Origin of the sequence: Dyella lutea (assembly GCF_024158035.1) — a bacterium.
In the GTDB taxonomy this organism is placed as follows: Bacteria; Pseudomonadota; Gammaproteobacteria; order Xanthomonadales; family Rhodanobacteraceae; genus Dyella_A; species Dyella_A lutea.
On record NZ_JAMZEK010000003.1, the window covers coordinates 607067 to 629004 of the forward strand.

Annotated in this window: 30 protein-coding genes; 29 read left to right on the forward strand and 1 reads right to left on the reverse strand. The window is 67.6% G+C overall.

Annotation, left to right across the window (positions count from 1 at the left end; translation table 11 throughout):
- Positions 1-88: 88 nt before the first annotated feature.
- From NC595_RS15080 to NC595_RS15190, 23 genes are all read left to right on the forward strand, one after another.
- Positions 89-748 carry a transglycosylase SLT domain-containing protein gene (locus NC595_RS15080; protein WP_253567819.1) on the forward strand — a complete coding sequence of 220 codons (660 nt, stop codon included), beginning with the start codon at positions 89-91 and terminating at the stop codon, positions 746-748.
- Positions 745-1233: a hypothetical protein gene (locus tag NC595_RS15085; RefSeq protein WP_253567820.1), complete on the forward strand. Its 489-nt coding sequence runs from the start codon at positions 745-747 to the stop codon at positions 1231-1233. The genes NC595_RS15080 and NC595_RS15085 overlap by 4 nt, the downstream gene beginning before the upstream one ends.
- A complete protein-coding gene (locus NC595_RS15090; RefSeq protein WP_253567821.1) occupies positions 1208-1423 on the forward strand; it encodes a hypothetical protein in 216 nt (71 codons plus the stop codon). Before NC595_RS15085 ends, NC595_RS15090 begins: the two co-directional genes overlap by 26 nt.
- Positions 1420-1620, forward strand: a complete 201-nt coding sequence (locus NC595_RS15095; RefSeq protein WP_253567822.1) for a hypothetical protein — start codon at positions 1420-1422, stop codon at positions 1618-1620. The genes NC595_RS15090 and NC595_RS15095 overlap by 4 nt, the downstream gene beginning before the upstream one ends.
- Positions 1617-1859, forward strand: a complete 243-nt coding sequence (locus NC595_RS15100) for a TraR/DksA C4-type zinc finger protein (protein ID WP_253567823.1) — start codon at positions 1617-1619, stop codon at positions 1857-1859. Before NC595_RS15095 ends, NC595_RS15100 begins: the two co-directional genes overlap by 4 nt.
- Positions 1856-2155 (forward strand): hypothetical protein, encoded by a 300-nt coding sequence (locus tag NC595_RS15105; RefSeq protein ID WP_253567824.1) that lies wholly within the window; start codon positions 1856-1858, stop codon positions 2153-2155. The genes NC595_RS15100 and NC595_RS15105 overlap by 4 nt, the downstream gene beginning before the upstream one ends.
- Complete coding sequence (locus NC595_RS15110) at positions 2152-2457, forward strand: VpaChn25_0724 family phage protein (protein ID WP_253567825.1); 306 nt, start codon at positions 2152-2154, stop codon at positions 2455-2457. The genes NC595_RS15105 and NC595_RS15110 overlap by 4 nt, the downstream gene beginning before the upstream one ends.
- A gap of 3 nt (positions 2458-2460) precedes the next feature.
- A complete protein-coding gene (locus tag NC595_RS15115) occupies positions 2461-3003 on the forward strand; it encodes a phage protein Gp27 family protein (RefSeq protein ID WP_253567826.1) in 543 nt (180 codons plus the stop codon).
- Positions 3003-4433, forward strand: a complete 1431-nt coding sequence (locus NC595_RS15120; RefSeq protein WP_253567828.1) for a phage terminase large subunit family protein — start codon at positions 3003-3005, stop codon at positions 4431-4433. The genes NC595_RS15115 and NC595_RS15120 overlap by 1 nt, the downstream gene beginning before the upstream one ends.
- Entirely contained in the window at positions 4433-5992 is a 1560-nt protein-coding gene (locus NC595_RS15125) for a DUF935 domain-containing protein (protein WP_253567830.1), read from the forward strand. Before NC595_RS15120 ends, NC595_RS15125 begins: the two co-directional genes overlap by 1 nt.
- Position 5993: 1 nt before the next feature.
- Positions 5994-7364 carry a phage head morphogenesis protein gene (locus NC595_RS15130; RefSeq protein ID WP_253567832.1) on the forward strand — a complete coding sequence of 457 codons (1371 nt, stop codon included), beginning with the start codon at positions 5994-5996 and terminating at the stop codon, positions 7362-7364.
- A gap of 365 nt (positions 7365-7729) precedes the next feature.
- Complete coding sequence (locus NC595_RS15135) at positions 7730-8782, forward strand: phage protease (protein ID WP_253567841.1); 1053 nt, start codon at positions 7730-7732, stop codon at positions 8780-8782.
- Positions 8782-9183 carry a hypothetical protein gene (locus tag NC595_RS15140; RefSeq protein WP_253567842.1) on the forward strand — a complete coding sequence of 134 codons (402 nt, stop codon included), beginning with the start codon at positions 8782-8784 and terminating at the stop codon, positions 9181-9183. The genes NC595_RS15135 and NC595_RS15140 overlap by 1 nt, the downstream gene beginning before the upstream one ends.
- Before the next feature lie 12 nt (positions 9184-9195).
- Positions 9196-10116, forward strand: coding sequence for a Mu-like prophage major head subunit gpT family protein (locus NC595_RS15145; protein ID WP_253567843.1), 921 nt, complete (start codon positions 9196-9198; stop codon positions 10114-10116).
- A gap of 117 nt (positions 10117-10233) precedes the next feature.
- Positions 10234-10539: an HI1506-related protein gene (locus NC595_RS15150; protein WP_253567844.1), complete on the forward strand. Its 306-nt coding sequence runs from the start codon at positions 10234-10236 to the stop codon at positions 10537-10539.
- Between the two features lie 12 nt (positions 10540-10551).
- Complete coding sequence (locus NC595_RS15155) at positions 10552-10962, forward strand: gp436 family protein (protein ID WP_253567845.1); 411 nt, start codon at positions 10552-10554, stop codon at positions 10960-10962.
- Complete coding sequence (locus NC595_RS15160) at positions 10959-11411, forward strand: phage virion morphogenesis protein (protein WP_253567846.1); 453 nt, start codon at positions 10959-10961, stop codon at positions 11409-11411. The genes NC595_RS15155 and NC595_RS15160 overlap by 4 nt, the downstream gene beginning before the upstream one ends.
- Entirely contained in the window at positions 11408-11959 is a 552-nt protein-coding gene (locus tag NC595_RS15165) for a DUF1834 family protein (RefSeq protein WP_253567847.1), read from the forward strand. Before NC595_RS15160 ends, NC595_RS15165 begins: the two co-directional genes overlap by 4 nt.
- A 9-nt stretch (positions 11960-11968) precedes the next feature.
- Positions 11969-12178 (forward strand): DUF2635 domain-containing protein, encoded by a 210-nt coding sequence (locus NC595_RS15170; RefSeq protein ID WP_253567849.1) that lies wholly within the window; start codon positions 11969-11971, stop codon positions 12176-12178.
- Entirely contained in the window at positions 12175-13638 is a 1464-nt protein-coding gene (locus tag NC595_RS20505) for a phage tail sheath subtilisin-like domain-containing protein (protein WP_253567850.1), read from the forward strand. The genes NC595_RS15170 and NC595_RS20505 overlap by 4 nt, the downstream gene beginning before the upstream one ends.
- 11 nt (positions 13639-13649) lie before the next feature.
- Entirely contained in the window at positions 13650-14009 is a 360-nt protein-coding gene (locus NC595_RS15180; RefSeq protein WP_253567852.1) for a phage tail tube protein, read from the forward strand.
- A complete protein-coding gene (locus NC595_RS15185) occupies positions 14009-14308 on the forward strand; it encodes a phage tail assembly protein (RefSeq protein WP_253567853.1) in 300 nt (99 codons plus the stop codon). The genes NC595_RS15180 and NC595_RS15185 overlap by 1 nt, the downstream gene beginning before the upstream one ends.
- A 140-nt stretch (positions 14309-14448) precedes the next feature.
- Entirely contained in the window at positions 14449-16413 is a 1965-nt protein-coding gene (locus NC595_RS15190) for a phage tail tape measure protein (protein WP_253567854.1), read from the forward strand.
- Between the two features lie 2 nt (positions 16414-16415).
- Here the strand turns inward: NC595_RS15190 and NC595_RS15195 are convergent, their stop codons facing one another.
- Positions 16416-16955, reverse strand: coding sequence for a hypothetical protein (locus NC595_RS15195; protein ID WP_253567855.1), 540 nt, complete (start codon positions 16953-16955; stop codon positions 16416-16418).
- A gap of 40 nt (positions 16956-16995) precedes the next feature.
- Between NC595_RS15195 and NC595_RS15200 the strand changes: the two genes are divergently transcribed.
- The 6 genes from NC595_RS15200 to NC595_RS15225 are packed head-to-tail and all read left to right on the forward strand — an operon-like array spanning position 16996 to position 21936.
- The gene (locus NC595_RS15200) at positions 16996-18294 is read left to right on the forward strand and encodes a DNA circularization protein (RefSeq protein ID WP_253567856.1); all 1299 of its coding nucleotides are present in this window, start codon (positions 16996-16998) and stop codon (positions 18292-18294) included.
- Entirely contained in the window at positions 18287-19327 is a 1041-nt protein-coding gene (locus tag NC595_RS15205; RefSeq protein WP_253567857.1) for a phage baseplate assembly protein, read from the forward strand. The genes NC595_RS15200 and NC595_RS15205 overlap by 8 nt, the downstream gene beginning before the upstream one ends.
- Complete coding sequence (locus NC595_RS15210; protein ID WP_253567858.1) at positions 19324-19866, forward strand: phage baseplate assembly protein V; 543 nt, start codon at positions 19324-19326, stop codon at positions 19864-19866. Before NC595_RS15205 ends, NC595_RS15210 begins: the two co-directional genes overlap by 4 nt.
- Positions 19863-20306 (forward strand): phage GP46 family protein, encoded by a 444-nt coding sequence (locus tag NC595_RS15215; RefSeq protein ID WP_253567859.1) that lies wholly within the window; start codon positions 19863-19865, stop codon positions 20304-20306. The genes NC595_RS15210 and NC595_RS15215 overlap by 4 nt, the downstream gene beginning before the upstream one ends.
- The gene (locus NC595_RS15220; protein ID WP_253567860.1) at positions 20306-21361 is read left to right on the forward strand and encodes a baseplate J/gp47 family protein; all 1056 of its coding nucleotides are present in this window, start codon (positions 20306-20308) and stop codon (positions 21359-21361) included. Before NC595_RS15215 ends, NC595_RS15220 begins: the two co-directional genes overlap by 1 nt.
- Positions 21352-21936: a YmfQ family protein gene (locus NC595_RS15225; RefSeq protein WP_253567862.1), complete on the forward strand. Its 585-nt coding sequence runs from the start codon at positions 21352-21354 to the stop codon at positions 21934-21936. Before NC595_RS15220 ends, NC595_RS15225 begins: the two co-directional genes overlap by 10 nt.
- Positions 21937-21938: the final 2 nt, after the last annotated feature.

The window sequence follows — 21938 nt, forward strand, 5'->3', positions numbered from 1 at the left end:
GCTGCTCCTGCTGATCGGCGCGGGTTGTGTGTTCAGCGCCTTTCGTCGGAAGCCGAACGGCTGGCCCTCCCAGCAGAACCGCCTTCTGATGGGCGTGGCTCTGATGGCACTCGGCGCGCTGCTGCTCATCCCGCAGGCTTCAGCAACCACGCCAGGCACGCTGAGCCGATCCGCTCCGGCCGCGGCACCTGCGGTGCACGTGCCCGAGGTCAGCGCCATGTACCGGCGCTGGGTCGAGCAGGCCGTCGCGGAGGAATGGGGCGTGGATGGTTCCCCCGCGCGCCTGGCTGCCCAGGTGCACCAGGAGAGCCGCTGGGATGCCAGCGCGCGATCGCCGGTGGGCGCGGAGGGCCTGACGCAGTTCATGCCGTCGACGGCGCGCTGGATCGCGCAGAAATTCCCCGACAAGCTCGGCCAGTTCGATCCTGCCGATCCGCAGCAGGCGCTGCTGGCGGCGGCGGTGTACGACGCCTGGCTGGTGAAGCGGAACCCGGGCGTCACCGCCTGCGACAGCTGGGCCTTCGGGCTCAGCGCCTACAACGGCGGCGAGAAATACCTGGGCATCGAGCAGGCCAAGGCGCGCGCAGCGCACCGCGACCCGGACATGTGGTTCGGCAACGTGGCCGCGATGCGCGCGCGCAGCCTGCCGGCCTGGCGCCAGAACCGCGACTACGTGCAGCGCATCCTGCTGGAGCTGGAGCCGGCCTACATCGCCGCCGGCTGGTCCGGCAAGGTGGTGTGCTCGTGAGCGTCAAGGATCTGGCCGAGGACGTCGGCATCCTGCTGATCGTCGGCGCCATCGCCTTCGGTGCCGGCGTGGTGCGCGGCGACAGCCTCGGCACCGGTCGCATGACCGACAAGGTGAACACCGCGCAGGCCGCCAAGCAGGCGGCCGATCAGCAAGCGCGCGCCGCCACCGGCGCCCTGGCCGACATCTCCAACCGGCTCGCCCTGCAGAAGGCCGAGCTGGATGCCATGCGCACCGCCGCCAAGGCTGCGCTGGACCAACGCGATGCCGCGCAGCGCGCCCTCGAAAAGCTCACCAGGCAGCGCATCGCCGCTGTGGAGAAACTCGCCCATGAAGACCAAGACTGCCGTGCGCTGGAGCGCATGCCTCTTTGCCCTGCTATCGCTCACCGGCTGTTTCAGCCGGACGCAGCGGCCGACGCCGGTGCCACCGGTGGTGCAGGTGCCGGAGCCGACCTACGTGCCGGTGCCGCACCAGCTCACTGACCCGATCCCGGCGCCACAGCCACCGGCCGCCTCGTGCGTGCTGGGCAACTTCCCGGCCGTGTGCGTGAGCCAGGCACTGGCATGGATCGAGGCGTGGCGCGGCAAGCTGCAGCAGGCCAACGATGACCGGGCCACCACCGCCCGCATCGCCGGCCAGCCGGCGCCGGCATCGAGCGCGGCCGGCCCGTGAACACCCTGGAGAAAGACCTCGCCGACCTGGTGCGCCAATGGCGCACCGAGTCGCGCGAGCAGCATGCGGCCGTGAAGCGCCTGCGCGGCGCCGAGCAAGCCTGCGCCCTGACCCATGCCAACACCAAGGAGGCGGCCGCCAACGCGCTGCAGCGTGTGCTGGTGAACCACAGCACCGAGAGCGGAGCCAAGCGTTGAGTGACGAGATCGACCGCGCGCAGCAGCGCGACGCCGAGGATCGCGATCGCGCGATCGAGGCCACACGCCAGCGCATCGCCGCCAGCTTCACCGCGCGCGATCGCTCGATCGACGGCCGGTGCATCGACTGCGACGAGCCGATCGAGCCGGCGCGCCTGCAGGTGCTGGCCGGCAAGACCAGCCGCTGCGCCAGCTGCGCGCGCGACCATGAGCACCGGATGAAGGGATACCGCCGATGAGCAGTAACGATGTGATGAGCGTGCTGGTCATCGTCCTGCTGGTGATCAACCTGCTGGGCTTGCTGTTTGTTGGCGTGCGCGTCGGTGGGCAATCGAAGGTGACGCAGGAGCTCAACACTCGCCTGACGCAGCTGGAGGCGCAGGTGCGCTTCGCACCCACGCATGCCGACCTGGCCAGCTTGCGCGTGGACATCAACAAGATGGCCGAGGCCACTGCCACGCTGGCCGGCAGAAGCGGGGCAATGGCGCAGATGCTCCAAACGATCCAGGACCACCTGCTGGAGAAAGACCGATGAAGACCTTCGCCGAGAGCCTGCGCGAAACCCGTCGGCTGGTGCTGCTACGCCTGCTGAGCGAGCAGCCTGGCTATCGCTCGAACAGCTCGAACCTGCATACCGGGCTGTACGCGCTGGGGATCGCCGGCAGCCGCGACGATGTGATCACCGACCTGCATTGGCTGCGCGACCAGGCGCTGCTCGATCTGGATGCGGTCCCGGAGGTTCCTGGGCTGTTCGTGGCCAATATCACGGCACGTGGCAATGACGTGGCCAATGGCCAGGCCAGCGTGCCCGGCATCAGCCGGCCGAGTCCGCGCTGAGCCATGCCACGCCCGTCGACCATCAAACGGCTGCCACCGGAGCAGCGCCGGTACCTGGAGAAGCTGATCCGGGAAGACCGCCACACCCTGGACGAGATGCGCGACCTGGTGCGCGCCAAGTTCCCCCAGGCGCAGGCGCCCAGCCGCAGCGCGCTGGGCCGCTACAGCCAGCAGGTCAGCGAGCTGGCCGGACGCATGCGCGACATCCAGGCCGCCGGCACCGCGCTGGTGTCCGAGCTGGGCGAGGATCCCAACGACCGCGGTGGCCAGCTCCTGGTGCAGGCCGTGACCACGCTGGCCACTCACGCCGCGCTCAAGGCTACCGACGACGACGCGGAGATCTCGATCAAGGAAGTGGGCGAGTTGGCCCGCGGCGCCCGCGCCGTGCTGCAGGCCCGCAAGATGAGCCTGGCCGAGCGACAGGAGATTGCGCGCGTGGCGCGCGAGCAGGCCGCCGAGGAGGCCGTAGCCGAAGCCCGGCAGGGTGGTGTATCCGAGGCCACCATCGCCCGCATCCGCGAGCGCGTGCTGCGCGGGGGCGGATGATGGGCAACGCCCGCATCGTCCCGGTCCACAAGGATGGCCTGTTCCTGCCCTACCAGATGGGCTGGATCGAGGATCGAAGCCGCCTGAAGCTGATGGAGAAGGGGCGACAGATCGGCATGTCCTGGAGCACCGCCTACGGCGCGGTGGAGCGAACTGCCGTGCAGGGAGCGCGGAACAACCAGTGGGTCAGCAGCCGCGACGACATGCAGGCGATGCTGTTTATCCAGGACTGCAAGATGTGGAGCGACGTGCTCGACATGGCCGCCAGGGACATGGGCGAGATTGTCGTCGACCAGGCCAGCAAGGTCACCGCACGCGTGCTGGAGTTCGCCAGCGGCAAGCGCATCAACAGCATGTCCAGCAACCCGGACGCGCAGGCCGGCAAGCGTGGCGGCCGCATCTTGGACGAGTTCGCCCTACACCCGGATCCGCGCAAGCTGTGGTCGATCGCCTACCCGGGCATCACCTGGGGCGGCCAGCTGGAGGTGATCTCCACCCATCGCGGCAGCCACAACTTCTTCAACCAGCTGGTGCGGGAGATCAAGGAAAGCGGCAACCCCAAGAAGATCAGCCTGCACACGGTCACGCTGGAGAAGGCGCTGGCCGATGGCTTCCTCTACAAGCTGCAGCAGGCCCTGCCCGAGGATGACCCGATCCAGGCCATGACCGAGGCGGAGTACTTCGACTTCGTACGCGCGGGCTGTGCCGACGAAGAGTCATTTCTGCAGGAATACATGTGCATCCCAGGCGACGACGATGTCGCCTTCCTCGAGTACGACCTGATCGCGGCATGCGAATACGCCGGCAACACCGACTGGCAGAGGATCGAGGGCCGCGAGCTCTACTGCGGCGTCGATATTGGCCGCAAGAAGGATCTGACGGTGCTGTGGGTGCTGGAGCGCCTGGGCGACGTGCTCTACACCCGGCACGTCGAGCCGATGGAGCGCATGCGCAAGTCGGACCAGGAGAAGATCCTCTACCCGTGGTTCGAGCGCTGCCAGCGCATCTGCATCGACTCCACCGGCCTGGGTATCGGCTGGGCCGACGATGCCCAGGACAAGTTCGGCGAGCATCGGGTCGAGGCCGTCAACTTCACCCCGGCGGTGAAGGAAGCGCTGGCCTATCCCGTGCGCGGCAAGATGGAAGACCGCGTCCTGCGGATCCCCTACGACAAGCAGATCCGCGCCGACCTTCGATCGGTCACCAAGCAGAGCACCACCGCCGGCAACATCCGGTTCACCGCCGAGCGCACACCGGATGGCCACGCCGACCGCTTCTGGGCGCTCGGCCTGGCGGTGCATGCCGCAAGCACGCCCGCGGAATGCTTCGGCTACCAGGCCGTGCCCACGCGCCATAAGGAAGGCGCCGACTTGCCCGAACGCACCATCCGGCTCACGGCCGGCTTCAAGACCTCGCAAAGGGCCATGTAATGGCAAAGTCACGCATTCTCGGACCCGATGGCCAGCCGCTGGAGCTGGCCGTGCTGCAGGAGGAGATAGCCCGGCCGACCGTCACCGGCATCCGCTCGGTGTGGGGCTACGCGCCGATGGCCGGTTCCCTCACGCCCAGCCGGCTGGCGGCCATCCTCACCGATGCGGTGGAGGACTGGCCGCGCGACTACCTCACCCTGGCCGAGGAGATGGAGGAGCGCGACTGGCACTACAGCGCTGTCCTGGGCACGCGCAAGCGCGCGGTGTCCGGCCTGGAGATGTCGGTGGAGTCCGCCAGCGACGACGCCAACGACAAGAAGCTCGCCGATGCCGTACGCGAGCTGATCCGCGCGGCCGCGTTCGGCGACATGGTCGACGATTGCATGGACGCCCTGGGCAAGGGCTTCAGCGCGGTGGAGATCATCTGGGACCGCAGCGGCAAGGAATGGCAGCCGTGCTACCAGTGGCGCGACCCGCGGTTCTTCCGGTTCGACTACGCCACGCAGTCGGAACTGCTGCTGCTCGATGACGAGCACATCATGGGCAAGCCGCTGCCGCCCTACAAATTCATCCAGCACCGGCCGCGGCTGAAGTCCGGCCTGACCATCCGCGGCGGCCTGGCGCGCCTGGTGGCTGCGGCCTACATGTGCAAGAGCTACACGCTGACCGACTGGCTGGCGTTCGCCGAGGTGTTCGGCATGCCGCTGCGCATTGGCCGATACTCGCCAGGCGCCACGCAAGCGGACATCAACACGCTGATCACCGCGGTGGCCAATATCGGCACCGACGCGGCGGCCATTCTGCCCAAGAGCATGGAGATCGAGTTCGAGCAGCTGGCCAAGACCAGCGACGGCGGCGACAAGGTGTTCATGGGCCTGGCCGACTGGCTCGATCGCCAGGTGAGCAAGGCCGTGCTGGGTCAGACGGCCACCACGGATGCGATCTCCACCGGCCTGGGCAGCAACACCGCTAGCGTGCACAACGAGGTGCGAACCGACATCCAGATCGCGGACGGACGGCAGCTGGCCAACACCCTCAACCGTGACCTGGTGCGGCCGTTCATCGACCTCAACTACGGGCCGCAGCAGCGCTACCCGCGCATCGAGCTGCGCGTGCTGGAATCGGAGGACACTCAGGCACTGGCCACTGCGCTCTCTCTCCTGGTGCCGCTCGGCTTGCGCGTGGGCCAGTCGGTTGTCCGCGACAAGCTGGGCGTGCCCGACCCGGACAAGGACGAGGAGCTGCTGCAGCCGCCCGCGCCTGCGCCCGCGCCTGTAGCACCCCGCAAGGCCATGAACCGCGCCGCGCCCGCCGCGCCCATGCAGGACGACGTGGACGACCTCACCGACCAGGTGCTGGACGACTGGCACCCGCTGGTCGACCCGATGGTGGATCCGGTGCGGGCGCTGGCCGAGCAGGCGCAGACCGAGGAGGACTTCCTCGCCGGCCTGGGCGCGCTGATGCGCACCATGACGCCGGAGGATCTGCTCCGCTCGCTGGCCACCCAGGCGTTCAAGGCCCGGGGCTTGGGCGACGGCACCGACAACCCGGTGGCCTGACGTGCCGCGCACCGCAGGGCCACTGCCCCAGGAGGCGATCGACTACCTGCAGGCCAAGCGCATCAAGCCCGGCTTCGATTACCGGGACGTGTGGCGCGAGGAGCATGCCGGCGCGTTCACGGTCGCCAAGATGACCGAGCTGGACATGCTCAGCGACATGCGCGATTCGCTGAGCGAGGCGCTCAAGAAGGGCACCACGCTGCGCGCCTGGTCCAAGCAGGTGACGCCCGAGCTGCAGCGCCGCGGCTGGTGGGGCATGCAGGAGGCGGTGGATCCGCTCACTGGCCGCAAGGGCCTGGTGCAGCTCGGCTCGCCGCGCCGGCTGCGCACCATCTACGAGGCCAACCTGCGCAGCGCGCGGGCTGCCGGCCAGTGGGAGCGGATCCAGCGCACCAAGGCCACGCACCCCTACCTGCTCTACACCCTCGGCCCCAGCGCGCACCACCGGCCGCAGCACGTGGACTGGTCAGGCACGCTGCTGCCGATCGAGGACGAGTTCTGGCGCTATGCCATGCCGCCCAACGGCTACGGCTGCAAGTGCGGGGTGCGCCAGGTGAGCAAGGTGGAATACGGCCGCCTGCGCGACAAGGGCTATCAGGATCCGCTTGCGCCGCAGATCCTCGACGACCAGGGCCTGCCCACCGGCCACCGCGAGCAGCGCCTGGTGCCGGTGAAGATCGACGCGCCGGTGCTGAAGTGGCGCAAGTGGGTGAACCGCCGCACGGGCGAGATCGAGCACGTGGTCGAGGGCATCGACCCGGGCTGGGACACCAACCCGGGGCAGGCCGCCCGCCGCCAGCAGTTGGCCCGGGAGTTCATGCGATCGGTGAACCGGGCGCCTGCGCTGGCCGGCGCCGAGGCGCTGCAGCAGGTGCTGCCGACGATCGTCGACGACCTCGACAGTGCCTACAAGGAGTGGGTGGACGCGATCGCCAGCGGCGAGCTCGACCGCGTGGGCGGCCGGCGCACCATCGGCGCGCTGACGCCGCAGCTGGTGCAGGCGCTGAAGCAGAAGGTGGGCGTGCAGGCCACCACTGCCGGGCTGACCATCGAGCAGCGCGAGGTCACCCACCTGATGGCCGAGGCCCGCAAGGGGCACAAGGCCATGACGATGGGCCAGGTGCGCAACCTGGTGCGCTACCTGGCCAACCCGCGCGCGGTGATCTGGGACGCCTCGGGCCGCCACCCGGCGCTGCTGTACGTGTTCGAGCCGGTGATCCGCACCGACCGCGAGTACGGCCGGCTGGCCGTGCGGATCGACTTTGCGAAGGACGGGGCGACCATCAATGCGGTGCGCAGCGGCGCCATCGTGGTGCGGGCGAATCTGGAGCAGCCCGGGATGGTGCGCCTGGATGAGGGAGAGGCACTGTAGCCGCGGTGGGACGCCTTCCGGCGAAGCCGGTCTCCCACATGGGCGCTCGGAAGCAACCACTGGCACGGCGATTTTCCAGTCGTCGCGGCCACAGCGGGGCCAGTATACCCCCGAAACCCCCTCCGCCCAGACAGGCCCTGTAAGCGCCTAGGAGCCCCCTGGGTGCGGCTGGCCTACGGACCCGCCCCCGCGTGGCCGGCTTCAAAGGATTTTAAACGCCCTCAAAGGCCCCTTTGCCTCCCGGGTGGGGCCGGGCTTGCCACTCAGGCACCCCGAGGGGCATGCTGGACCCCATCGCTGGCGCTCACCTCTGACTGAAGCGCTTCAGCCTGATTCGGCGCGGATCGCGTGGGCAACATGGCCCCATGCAGATGAGTCCCCGCCACGAGGTTTCCCCCCATGATGCTCTGACCGGCACGCCCGTGCTGGCGGTCGCCCTGTGCGCCGCCGATGGATCCGCCGAGCGCTCGGCGTTGTGCTTCGCCCTCGGCGATGCCGATGCGGCGGCCGACCTCACCACGCCGCAATGGCGTGAGCTGATTCCCGCTCCCAACGCCCAGGGCCGCGTCCAGGGCATCGACGGCCGCTGGTGGCGCATGTCCAACCCGCAGGGCGTGGTGGATGCCTACCAGCGCCCGCTTGCCGTGGACATCAACCACGCCAGCGAGCTGCAGGCGCCCCAGGGCGGCGCATCGCCGGCCACCGGCTGGATCGAGAAGCTGGAAGTACGCCAGGGCGCCGTGTGGGGCCTGATCGCCTGGAACGCGAAAGGCCAGCAGGCGGTGGGCGGCAAGGAGTACCGCTTCCTGTCGCCGGTGTTCAAGTACGACGGCACCACGCGTGAGATCAAGGTGCTGACCAGCGCCGCGCTCACCAACGAGCCGAATTTCCCCATAGCGCTGAACCGCGCCAACGACTCCCAGGAGACTCCCCCCGTGGATGAAGCTATCCGCAAGGCCCTCGGCTTGCCCGAGAAGGCCACGGCCGAACAGGCCGTGACCGCGATCAACGCGCTGCAGCGCTCGGTGGATACGCCGTCGCTGGAGAAGTTCGTGCCGCGCGCCGACTACGACGCCGCCCAGCAGCGGGCGACCAACGCCGAAGCCCGGCTGGCCGACCACGCCAAGGCCACCAAGGCCGCGGAGATCGACGCCGCCGTCGAGGCTGCCGTGAAGGCCGGAAAGATCACGCCGGCCACCGTCGAGTACCACAAGGCCAGCTGCGCGGCCGAGGGTGGCCTGGAGCGCTTCAAGGCGTTCGTGGAGGCCGCGCCGGTGGTGGCCGATACCACCAACCTGGACGGCAAGCAGCCGGGCGGCGGTGAGCGGGCCATGAACGCCGCGGCCAAGACGATGGCCGCGATGTTCGGCAACAGCGCCGAGGACATCAAGAAGTACGGCCAGGAGGAGAAAGCCTGATGCTCGCAGCAGACCGCAACACCCTGGCCACCGACGGCAAGCTCGTCGTGCTACCCGTCGCCGCTGGCGCCAAGATCTTCGCCGGTGCCCTGGTGGTGGCCAACGCCACCGGCTACGTGGCCCCCGGCTCGACCGCCACCACCCTGACGTACCTCGGCCGCGCCGAGGAGTACGTCGACAACACCGCCGGCGCCGACGGCGCTGCGACCGTGCGGGTACGCCGCGGCAGCGCCTTCTACTGGAAGAACGCCGCGGGCGACCTGGTCACCCAGGCCAGCCTGGGCAAGCCCTGCTACATCGTGGACGACGAGACCGTGTCCAAGACCAACGCAGGCGGCAACACGCAGTCCCTGGCTGGCACCGTGATCGGTGTCGATGCCGGCGGCGTCTGGGTCGAATAAGGAACCGCACCGATGCTCGTCAACAAAGAAAACCTCTCGCTAGTCTTCATCAACCTGAAGACGACCTTCAACAAGGCGTTCGATGCCGCGCCCACCCAGTGGGACAAGACCGCCATGCTGGTCCCCTCGGGCAGCAGCCAGAACAACTACGACTGGCTCGACCGCTTCCCGAAGATGCGCAAGTGGATCGGCGACAAGGTGATCCGCGCGCTGACCGCCAACCAGTACACCGTGGTGAACGATGATTGGGAGGCCACCGTCGGCGTGCGCCGCAACGACATCGAGGACGACAACCTCGGCATCTACGCACCGATGGCCCAGGACGCCGGCTACAGCGCCAAGACGCTGCCCGACGAGATCGTGTCGGACCTGAAGAACAACGCCTTCGTCAACAAGTGCTACGACGGCCAGTACTTCTACGACACCGACCACCCGGTGGGTGATGGCAACGGCAACACGGTCAGCGTGAGCAACAAGGGCACCGCCAAGCTCGACAGCTCCACCCGGGCGGCAGCCACCGCCAGCTACGGCGCTGCGCGCACCGCGATCATGAACATGACCGACAACGAGGGTCGCAAGCTGGGCCTGGTGCCCAACGTGCTGGAAGTGCCCCCAGCGCTGGAGGCGGTCGCCCGCATCATCTGCGAAGCCCCGAAGCTGGACGACAACGGTCCCAACCCGTTCAAGGGCACGGCCACCGTCCTGGTCAATCCGCGTCTGAGCAGCGCCACCGCGTGGTTCCTGCATTGCACCGACCGCCCGGTGAAGCCCTACATCTACCAGCAGCGCAAGGCACCGGTGTTCGTGCAGCAGATCAACCCCGAGGCCGACGACGTGTTCTCGCGGGGTGAGTACAAGTACGGCGCCGAGGCCCGCGCGGCCGGCGGCTACAGCTTCTGGCAGATGAGCTACGGGTCGGACGGCTCGGCCTGATCCCCGGATTGAATACGCGGCCCCGTAGGGCCACCCCAGCGGGCGACACCGCCCTGTAGGCCGGCGGCCAGGTGAGCCTGGCCGCCGGATCTTTAAACACCGCAGAGGACATGCCTGATGGCAACCAACACTCCCCCGGCCGCGCAGAAGGCCGCCCAGGCCGCGAAGGCCGAAGTGAAGACGATCAAGGCGCTGGTGGTGAAGTCGGTCGCCAAGACCTTCCGCCGCATCGGCCTGGCGTTCACCAACGAGGCCACGCATCTGGATCCGTCGCTGCTTTCGGCCGACCAGGTCGCCGCCCTGAAGGCCGAGCCCAACCTGGTGGTGACCGAAGCCAAGGTGACCGTGGCCGCGCCGGCCGATAAGCCGGCCACGCCGGTGGTGACCCCGATCACCGCGCCCGCCGCCGACGCCGCCGAGTAAGGCCCGGCCGCGATGACCTACGCCCAGCAGTCCGACATCGACACCCGCTACGGCAGCGACCTGCTGCTGACCATCGCCGACCGCGATGGTGACGGCGTGGTCGACACCGATGCCGTGCTGCTGGCGCTGACGGACGCGGACGACGTGATCAACTCGCACCTGGCCGAGCGGTACCAGCTGCCGCTGGCCACGGTGCCGCCGCTCCTGGTGAAGTACGCGGTGGACCTGGCGGTGTACAGCTTGGCGGCACTGCCGACCGAGGAAATGCGCAACCGGTACAACGACACCATCAAGGCGCTGAAGAACATCGCCACCGGGGTGCAGCAGCTGGGCCTGGCACCGCCGCCGGCCACCGCCGGGCAGAACGCCACCGTGGTGAGCCCGCCGCGCGCGTTCGGTCGCAACCAGACGCGGGTGCTATGAGCGGCGTCGGTTTCCACTGGGACATCGCCAACTTCGCCGCCCTACAGCGGCGGGTGGACCTGCTGTCGCACATGGACACGCGCGAGCTGATGGATGGCGTAGGTGCCGAGGTGGCGTCGCAGTGGAAGCGCCGCATCGAGTTCGAGAAGACCACGCCCCAGGGCGTGGCATGGGCTCCTTGGTCCAACCGCTACAAGAAGACCCGCACTGCTGGCCAGAGCTTGCTGTTCTCCGAACGCCATCTGTGGGACAGCATCACACACTTGCTTTCGCTCGACGGCAAGGAGGTCGACGTCGGCTCCAACCTGATCTATGCGCGCACGCAGAACAAGGGCCGCGGCAAGATTCCGGCGCGTCAGTTCGCGGGGCTCTCGTCCGAGAACAAGCAGGACCTGCGCGAGATCGCCAACGACTGGATCAACCAGCAGCTCACCGGGGGCCTGCAGTGAGCCTGCTCGATGTCCGCACCGCAATCGTCGATACGATCAAAGCCGCACTGCCGGCCAGCACGATGGTGGAGGCCCACCGCGGCCGCTTCGACAGCGTCGAGGAGCTCAAGCGCTTCGCCACGCGTGCTCCGGCCGTTCTGGTCGCCTTGCTGCGCGCGCCGCTGAACGATGCCACCGAGGCCATGCCGCGGATTCCGGCGGGATGGGCCGTATTCGTGGTCACCCGCGACATACCCCAGCTGGCGCGTGATGCCGGCGCGATCGCACTGGTGGAGAAGCTGCAGCTGCTGATCAGCGGCAACACCTGGGGCCGCGATGACACGAGCGCCCCGGTATCGATCGACGCCAGCAACCTGTACTCCGATCGCATCGACAACCTCGGCGTGGCGCTGTGGGGGATCAGCTTCGAGCAGACCATCAGCAACCCGGTGCTCGACCAGGCGGCGCTCGACGCGCTCGGCCTGTTCGAAACCTTCCACCAGGACATCGACGTCGCGCCTGCCGATGGGCAGATCGACATCACCGAAACCGACACCCTGCCGCAGTAGGAGCGCGCCGTGAGCCTTTCCAACGACCTTTATCTGACCCCCAAAGCCGGCGTGACGGTCCGCGATCCGAAGACCGGCAAGCCGCTGGCCGAGTCCGGCGAGAGCAAGCCGGCTACCTCTTACTGGCTGCGCCGCCTGCGTGATGGCGATGTCATCCAGGGCAAGCCGCCCAAGGCCGCGAGCGCGGCTTCCACCGCAGCGAAAGGTGACTCCAAGTGATCAACTTCGACACCATCCCGAGTGACGTCCGCGTCCCGCTCGCCTACGTCGAGTTCAACAACAACCGCGCCACCGCCGGGCTCGCCCAGGACAGCTACACCATCCTGGCGATCGGCCAGCGCCTCGCTGCAGGTACCGTCCAGGCCGGCGTGCCGGTGGAGATCTTCGGCGCCGCCCAGGCCGAGCAGTACTTCGGCCGCGGCTCGATGCTCGCCTCCATGCTGGCGGCGCTGAAGAAGGCCAACAACTACACCCGGGTGGTGGCGATCGCGCTCGACGACGCTGCCGCGGGCGTCAAGGCCACCGGCACGCTCACCTTTACCGGCGCCGCCACGCAGGCCGGCACGCTCAACCTGTACATCGCCGGCACCAAGGTGCCCGTGGCGGTGGCGATCGGCGATGACCCGACCGTCGTGGCCACCGCGGTGGTGGCGGCGATCGCTGCCAACACCCAGCTGCCGGTGACGGCGGAGAACGCGGCCGGCGTCGTGACCCTGACCGCTGTCCACAAGGGCGAGACGGGCAATGACCTGGACGTGCGCCTGAACTACTACACCGGCGAGCTGACCCCGGCCGGTCTGCAGGTGGCGATCGTCGCCATGAACGGGGGCACCACCAACCCCGACGTGTCGGCAGCGATCGCGGCAATGGGCGATGCCTGGTATCAGGCGATCGTCATGCCGTACACCGACGCGGCCAACCTGACGCTGCTCGAGGCGGAGCTGCTGGACCGCTTCGGCGGTATCCGCCAGATCGACGGCGTGGCCTATGCAGCGTTCCGCGGCACGGCCGCCGCCACCGATACGTTCGGCACCGGCCGCAACTCGGCGCTGGTGTCGTGCATGGGCACGTCGATCGCGCCGCAGCCACCCTACCTGTGGGCGGCAGTGATCGCGGCGGTGGCGGCATTCAACCTGGCGAACGATCCGGTGCGGCCGCTGCAGACGCTGCCTCTGACCGGCATCCTGCCGCCGGCCCAGGCCGACCAGTTCACGTTCGACGAGCGCAACCTGCAGCTGCACAGCGGCATCGCCACCCACAAGGTGGACGCAGGCGGCAACGTGCTGATCGAGCGCCAGATCACGATGTACCAGAAGAACGCCTCGGACATCGCCGACACCAGCTACCTGGACGTCAACACCATCGCGACGATGAGCTACATCCGCTACGCCACCCGGGCGCGCATCACCAGCAAGTACCCGCGGCACAAGCTGGCCGGCGACACGGTGAAGGTGGCGCCCGGCCAGGCCATCGTGACGCCCAGCGTGATCCGTGCCGAGCTGGTGGGCCTGGGCAGCGAGCTGCTCGACGCCGGGATCATCGAAGACCTGGCGCAGTTCAAGGCCGACCTGGTCGTGCAGATCAACGCCAACGACCCGAACCGCGTCGACGTGCTGTCCAGCCCGAACCTGGTCAACCAGCTCCGCATCTTCGCCGAGCAGATCCAGTTCATCCTCTGAGGTAACCCGCAATGGCAAAGATGTTTGGCAAGGCAACGGTGAAGGTCGACGGGCAGACGCTGCTCACCGACGACGCCAGCAAGCTCATGACCGGTGGCGTGAAGCGCAACGTGGTCAAGGGCAACGAGGTGCATGGCTACGCCGAGGAGGCGGTCGAGGCCAGCGTCGAGATGAACGTGTTCATCAACGCCGACACCGACCTGGACGCCATCAACAACATGGCCGACGTGACGATGATGTTCCAGTGCGACACCGGCCAGACCTACGTGCTGCCGCACGCCTGGCTGGAGTCGCCGGTCGAGCCCGGCGCGGCGACCAGCGGCGGCAAGACGCCGCTGAAATTCGTTGCGGCCAAGGCGGAGCCGGTCTGATGGCCAAGATCACCGGAACCCTGAAGCACGGCCTGAAGGTGGGCGACCAGGTCTACAAGGACTACGAGCTCCGCGATTCGAATACGGATGACATGTTCGATGCCGAGGACGATGCACCCGCGCATCGGCGCCTGTCCTACAACGGTGCACTGCTTGCTCGGCAGATCGTGAAGCTCGGCGAGCTGAGTGGACCGTTCGACCTGAAGTGGCTCAGGAAGCTGCACAAGGACGACGTGCGACAGCTCTTCGACGAACAGGACAAGGTTGAAGCGCTGGGAAAAAGCGAACCCGGCGGCTGAAGGAATACCACGACCAGGTGCTGCTGCTCGGCACTCGCACCGGCTGGAGCCACCGGGAGATCACCACGCTGCCGCGCAGCCAGTTCGACCACTACGTGCGCGCACTGACAAACACAGACGACCCGGACACCGATTGACCCATGAGCGACACGCTAAAACTCGCCATGCGGATCAGCGCCGTGGACCTCTTCAGTGGGGTGCTACGGCGCTTCCGCTCTGAGATCGCCGGCAGCGGTACCGCGGCGAAGTCGGTGCAGCGCGACTACGACAACATGATCCGGCACACTTCGGCCGGACTGAAATCGCTTGCGGTCGGCAGCTATATCGCAGCGAAGCTCAAGCCAGCTATCGCTGCCGCTGCCGAGCTTCAAGAATCGTCGCTCGCGCTCAAAGGCATTCTGGCAGGCGCGCATCCGAATGCGGCCAAGCTGGCCGATCAGATGGAGCGTGCCAACCAGAACGCCATCTCCGTCGCGAAACACATGCAGTACAGCGCCAAGGAGGTCATGGATGTCCAGACCCAGCTGTATCAGGGCGGCTTGCCGCTAAAGGCCATCTTGGGCGGCGACAAGGGGGCGGCGTTCGCTGTCGAGGCACTCGCAGAGATTCGCCATGTGGATCCGGCAGAGACGGCGGCGAACATCGCGAATGTCGGCCACAGCTTCCAGCTCCGCCCCGAAGAGTATGGGCCAGCCACTGACCTCATCGCGCGGGGCAGTATCCTGGCATCCGGCGGCCTGACGCAGCTGTTCCACAACCTGGACCAGGTCGGCGCCCGGGCACACATGCTCGGCAACATGGACCTCAGGTCCACGGTGATCGCGCTCAAGGCGCTCTCGCCGCTGGGCGAGGAGGCCGGCTCAGACCTCGGCGCGGCGTTGGCGGTGATGACCGGCGGCTCGCACCGCGGCCAGAAGTGGCGCAAGGAATGGGGCCTCGATTTCTACAAGGGCGGCAAGTTCATCGGCCTGGACGCCTCGCTCGATGAGCTGAAAAAGAAGATGGCCACCCAGACGCAAGAGCAACGCAACGCGATGCTCGGCGAGGTGTTTGGCCAGACCGGCGGCAAGGCCATCACGCAGCTGCTCGCGCCGAGCCTTCCGGGCGTGAAGAGCTACGACGAGATCAAGGCATCGCTGGATCAGCAAGCGTCTCTCTCGCAGCAGGTTGCTACGCGTGAGGAAGGCTTGCTGATGAACGTGGCAGAGCTGTCCTCGACCAACAAGACCACGCTTGCAACCCTTTTTGATCCGATGCTCGGCAAGATGACCGAGGCCATCAAGCTGGCCAACAAGCTGGATGGCGCGATCGGCGACATCGCTAGCCATCACAAGGGCCTGGCGAACGGGGTCTCGATCACGGCTGGTAGTGCGATTGGCGCTGCAGCGCTTTATGGCGGCTACCGGCTCGCGCGTGGAGGGTTGTCGCTGCGCGCATTCCTCAAGGGCAAGGCCGGACTGGCCGCAGGCATCGCCGAAGGCAAGGCCGTGGAGGCCGCCACCGGCGTGCAGCCGGTCTATGTGACCAACTTCCCGGCCAGCCTGTCGAGTGGTGTCCCGGGTGCAGCTGGCAAGGCAGCCGAGAGCGCCGAGAAAGCCGCCGCCAAGCAGGTCGCGGCCGGCGGTGCCGGTGCCACGCTGCGCGGCCTGCTGGCCGTTGCCGCCCCCGTGGCGGCAGGTGCCGGTGGCATCTATGTGTTCAAGAAGATCGCCGAGGATCTGCCTCAGCAGACGATGGCGGCCCAGGACGATGCCGACTATGAGCGCTGGAAGAAGGGCGGCCGCTACGACGCCCTGCAGCCGTCGGACGAAAAGCGCCACCTGAGTGCGGTCGAGGTCGCCGCTCGACGCGCCGTCGAGGCGCAGACGCCCTATGGCACCTGGTACGGCCAGCACAAGCAGGCGTACCACTGGTGGGAGAACTCGCGTCCGATCGACGACTGGAAGAAGTGGGTGGCCCAGCAGGCCGCGCAGCCGGCCACCACGCAGGTGGGTGGTTCGGTAGAGATCAAGATCAGCCAGGACGGTCGCGCCCGCGTGGGCAAGGTCACCAGCAAGAACCCCAACGTGCCGCTCGATGTCGGCTCGATGATGGGCGTTCCGTGATGCTAGATCGCGTCCAGCAGTTTCAGGGCTGGTACCGGCACGAAGCTGTCCGGGTCTTCCTTCATGTCATGCGAGGGATCGTTCTGCACGCGTACGTCCCGTCGATCTTTAGCCCCGCAGGCTGCTGCCGGGTAGAAGCTGGTGGGCATAAAGATGCCGGGATGCATACCACCCCCGAGATAGAAGTCCATGCTGACGCCGTTTCGGTCGACGTAAGGAGCGAAGGCTGGCCACTTCGGCGCAGCCACCGTATACACGGAGACCACCAGCGCCTTGTTCCAGCCGTAGGGCGCGAACATCGGCGCCTCCATCGCGTTAATCGGGCTTTGCAGGTCATCCACGTGCATGGATGCGCCCTTTATATCGGGCAGCCAGCTGTTCATCGCCGGACATGCCTGGAACAGCGCATCGAGCGCTCTATCGGCCAGCTGTTTCTGATTCCAGCTCCAACTCGATGGAGCATCCGGCTTGAACAGCGGCGGGTGAGCCGCTTGCGCAGCACCCGAAAGGGCCAGCCCAGCCAGTATCCACGTGGCGCGCATGATCGTTACCCCTTGTCCGTTGGAGCCGGGAGCGTAGCAAATGTCCTGGCGTGATGAGCTGCAGCCCGGATCGTTCCGTGGCGTGCCCTTCCTGATCCACGACGCGCAGACGCAGGTCGGCCGGCGCATCGCGCTGCACGAATATCCGCTTCGCGACACGCCGTGGAGCGAGGATCTGGGCCGTCGCGCCCGCCAGTTCTCGATCGACTGCTTTGTCCTCGGCTCGGACTACATGGCCCAGCGCGATCGCCTGGTCACGGCGCTCGAAGCTGCCGGGCCTGGCACGCTGGTGCACCCCTACCGCGGCACGCTGCGCGTGGTGGTGCTCGATGGTGCCGAGGTGTCCGAAAGCACCCGCGAAGGAGGCATGGCCCGCTTCCGCATCCCGTTCGCCGAGGCCGGCGACAAGCAGGAGCCGGCCAACACCGACGACACGGCGGCGCAGCTGCAGTCGCAGGCGTCCAGCACCAACGACCAGCTGGCGCATAGCTTCGCCAACCAGTACAGCCAGGACGGGATGCCGCAGTGGGTAGTGGACTCCACCACCAGTGACCTCGGCGGTCTGACTGGCATGCTGGCCAGCCTGCGCGATCGCATCCCGGGCATCCCGTCTGCGGTGACGGCGTTCAACGCGCAGCTGCAGGGCTTCTCCAACGAGCTCAGCAGCCTGATCCGCGACCCGTTCAACCTCGGCGCCGGCATCGTCAGCCTGGTGGTCGGGCTGGGAACGATCGTGCAGCAGCCGCTCGATGCGCTCGGGCTGTACACCTCGCTGTTCGACTTCGGCTCCGATGCCGCGCCGATCGCCAGTACGACGCCGGCTCGCACCCAGCAAGCCAGCAACCATGCGGCGGTGGTGGGCCTGGTCCAGGGCGTGGCGATCGCGCAGGCGGCTTCGTGGGCGGCGGCGGTACCGGCACAGGGTGAAACCCGGGTGCAGATCGTCAATGCCGCAGACGGAAGCGCGAGCAGCTCCACCACCACCGGCCTGCAGACCACCGTCAGTGTTGCCGTGGACGGATATGCCGACATCGGCACCGCCACTGCCGTGCGCGACGAGATCACCGCCGCTATCGACACGCTCAGCCTCACCGCGGATGACCAGCTCTATCCGGTGCTGATGGATCTGCGCGCCGCCACCGTTCGTGACATCAACACCCGGGTGGCTGCATTGCCGGCGCTGGTGACGTTCGTGCCGGCGCGCACGCTGCCCAGCATCGTGCTTGCCTATCGGCTCTATGACGACGCCACGCGCGATGCGGAGATCGTTGCGCGCAACGACCTGGTCTACCCGGGCTTTGCCCAGGGCGGTGCAGCGCTGGAGGTGCTGAGTGAGTAACCTCCTGCTGGCGATCGACGGGCAGCGCTACGGCGGCTGGACCTCGCTGCGGATCAGCCGCGGCATCGAGCAGGTGGCCGGCGGCTTTGAGCTGAGCGTGACCGAGCGTTTCGACGGGCTCACCAAGCCGCGCCCGATCCGGCCTGGCCAGAAGGCCACTGTATCGATCGACGGCACCACCGTGATCACGGGCTGGGTGGACGTGGTCGCGCCGAACTACGACGCCGCCAGCCATACCTTGAGCATCAGCGGGCGGGATGCGACCGGCGACCTGGTCGATTGCGCGGCCATCTGCACGGCAGGCGTCTACAAGGGTCGCACGTTGGCGCAGATCGCCACCGACCTGGCCAAGCCATTCAAGGTCCCGGTAGTGGTGCACACCGACGTGGGTGCGCCGTTCGCCGAGTGGCGCATCGAGCCGGGCGAGACGGTGATGGAGAGCCTGGACCGCGCCGCGCGTTATCGCGGCGTGCTGCTGCTCTCCGATGGCCTGGGTAACCTGGTGATCACCCAGCCGGGAAGCGACAAGGCGCCGGCCACGCTCAAGCTGGGCGACAACATTCTGCAGGCGCGCGGGCACTCCAGCCTGCAGCAGCGGTTCGCCGAGTACATCGTGAAGGCCCAGCAAGCCGGCAACGACCTACTGTTCGGGGCGACAGCTGCCCAGCCGAGCGGGCGCGCGCTGGATTCTGCCGTGGGTCGCTACCGGCCGACCATCATCCTCGCCGAGGACCAGGCGAACGCCGGAACGTGCAAGACCCGCGCGGAGTGGCAGCGCACGGTCTCTGCGGCGCGCGGCAGCCTGGTGGTCTACACCGTCAATGGCTGGCGGGCCAACGGCGCCCTATGGCAGCCGAACACCCTGGTGCAGGTGGTGGACAGCTACCTGGGCGTCAATGAGCAGCGGCTCATTTCGCAGGTGGACTTCACGCTCGACGAGCAGGGCGAGCGAACCGAGCTGACCGTCGTCGGTCGGCATGCCTACGACCCGATCAAGATCCCGCAGCCAGCACCCAACGAGGGCCTGTTTTGAGTACTCGGGCACTTCACGCACTGGCGCGCCGCATCCGCATGGCCATCGGTCGCGGCGTCGTGCGCCTGGTCAACGACACGCTTATGGTGCAGGGCCTTCAGGTGACGGTGCTGGATGGCGAAACCGCCAACGTGCAGCGCTTCCAGGAGTACGGCTACACCAGCGTGCCGCTGAGCGGCGCGGAGGCGATCCTCGCGTCGATCGCGGGTGTGCGATCGCACCTGGTGGCGATCGCCGTCGACGACGGCCGGTACCGGCTCAAGAACCTGCATTCGGGCGAGGTGGCGCTCTACACGGACGAGGGCGACAGCATCGTGCTCAAGCGCGGCCGCATCATCGCGGTGACCGCGGGCGCCGAGCTCGACGTCAGTGCGCCGATGGTGAATGTGGCGGCCACCACCAAGGTCACCCTCGACACGCCCGAGGTGCACTGCACGCACAAGCTGACCGTGGCCGAGGAAATCACCTGCGACAGCCTGACGGCGACCACTGAGGTGAGTGCGAACGGCATCACGCTGACCTCGAGGGCGGCGGCATGACCGATATCGCCATTCAGTGGAACGTGAGCCACGGCGATATCGCGGTGGGCGATGCCGACCTGGTCACCGACGATGGCCTGGAGACCGCCGTGCTGCTGAGCCTGTTCCTGGACCGCCGGGCCGACGCCGACGACGGCGTGTCGATCGACGATGATCCGCGCGGCTGGTGGGGCGACAGCTTCGCCGACGACCAGGGCGACCAGGTCGGCTCCAAGTTCTGGCTGCTGAGCCGCGAGAAGACCGTGCCGCAGCTGCTGGTCCGCGTCCGTGAATACGCGGAGCAGGCGCTGGCCTGGCTGGTCGACGATGGCGTGGCCTCCTCGGTGGTCGCGCAGGCCGAGCTGATCGCCCAGGGCGTGGTCGGCCTTTCGGTCGCCATCACACGCCCGAATCAACCGCCTTTCAACCGCCAATACCAGTACGTGTGGAGCGCTGTCTGATGTCGTTTAACCGCCCCAGTCTCGCGACCCTGATCGACCGGATCGCCACCGACATTGCCTCGCGGTTGCCGGGCACGGGCGCCCGCCTGCGTCGTGCCATGACCACCATTCTCGGCCGTGCCCAAGCCGGCGCGGTGCACGGCCTCTATGGTCACCAGGAGTGGATCGCCAAGCAGATCCTGGTGGACACCTGCGATGAGGACGTGCTCGCCCGGCACGCGGCGATCTGGAAAGTGCCACGCAAGGCGCCCGTCGCGGCAAACGGACCGATCCAGGTGGCCGGTGACGAAGGCGACGTAGTGCCTGCAGGTACCTCGCTGACCCGTGGCGACGGCACCGAATACACAACCGATGCCGATGCCACCATTGTGGGCGGGGTAGCGACGGCGAATGTCACCGCAACGGTGGCCGGCGTGGCCGGCGATGCGGTGGCCAACACCGCGCTCTCGTTCGTCGCCCCGATCGCCGGCATCAACGCCAACGCGACCGTGGCGGCGGCAGGCATCGGTGGCGGTGCTGATGTGGAAGACCTCGAGGCATGGCGCGCGCGCCTGTTGACGCGGATACAGCAGCCGCCGAAGGGCGGCACGAGCAGCGATTACCTGGAGTGGGCGCTGTCGGTGTCCGGCGTGACCCGCGCTTGGGTTTATCCGCAGGAGCTTGGCATCGGCACCATCACGGTGCGGTTCGTGACCGACAACGCACCCGGTGGCCTGATCCCCGATGTGCCGACCGTGACCGCCGTGCAGGATTACATCGACAGTGTTCGTCCGGTCACCGCTGACGTCACTGTGGTTGCGCCCACTGCTTCGCCGCTCGATCTGACCATCCAGCTCACGCCGGACACGGTGGCGGTTCGCGATGCCGTGACGGCCGAGCTTGCCGACCTGATCAATCGCGAAGCCTCGCCAGGCGGCACCATCCTGCTGTCGCACATCAACGAGGCGATCAGCATCGCCGCGGGTGAAACCGACCACGTGCTTACGGTGCCGGCGGCAAATGTGGTGGAGGCGACCGGTGCCATGACCACGCTCGGGGTGATCACGTGGGCCTGACGGTTGACCAGTACGCCGAGCACCTGCGGGCGCTGCTGCCTCCCGGTCGTGCGCTGGACGACGGTAGCGATGGCGAGCTCACCCTGCTGCTGCAGGCGCTGGCCGCTGAATATGCACGCGTGGACGGCCGCGGCGATGTGCTGATCGACGAGTCCGTGCCGGCGAGCACCACGGAGCTGCTGGCTGACTGGGAGCGCATGGCTGATCTGCCGGACAACTGCACGCCGGCCGGTCAATCAGTCGACGCCCGCCGTGCAGCGCTGATCGCGCGGCTGACCTCGAACAGCGGGCCTTCCATCCCGTACTTGCTCTCGCTCGCGGAGTCACTCGGTTACGCGGTGAACATCGTCGAGCGCCACGCGCGCCGCTATGGCGATGCCCTGGGCGACTACTACGGCGGCACCGACTGGCAGTTCGTCTGGGAGGTCCACGCACCACTCAACAGCGTGGTCTATCGCCGCTTCGGCAACTCCGCCTATGGCGAGGCCTACGCCACCTGGCAAAACGACGTCCTGGAATGCGTGATGCGGCAGCACGCACCGGCGCACACCATCGTCAACTTCATCTACACGTAAGG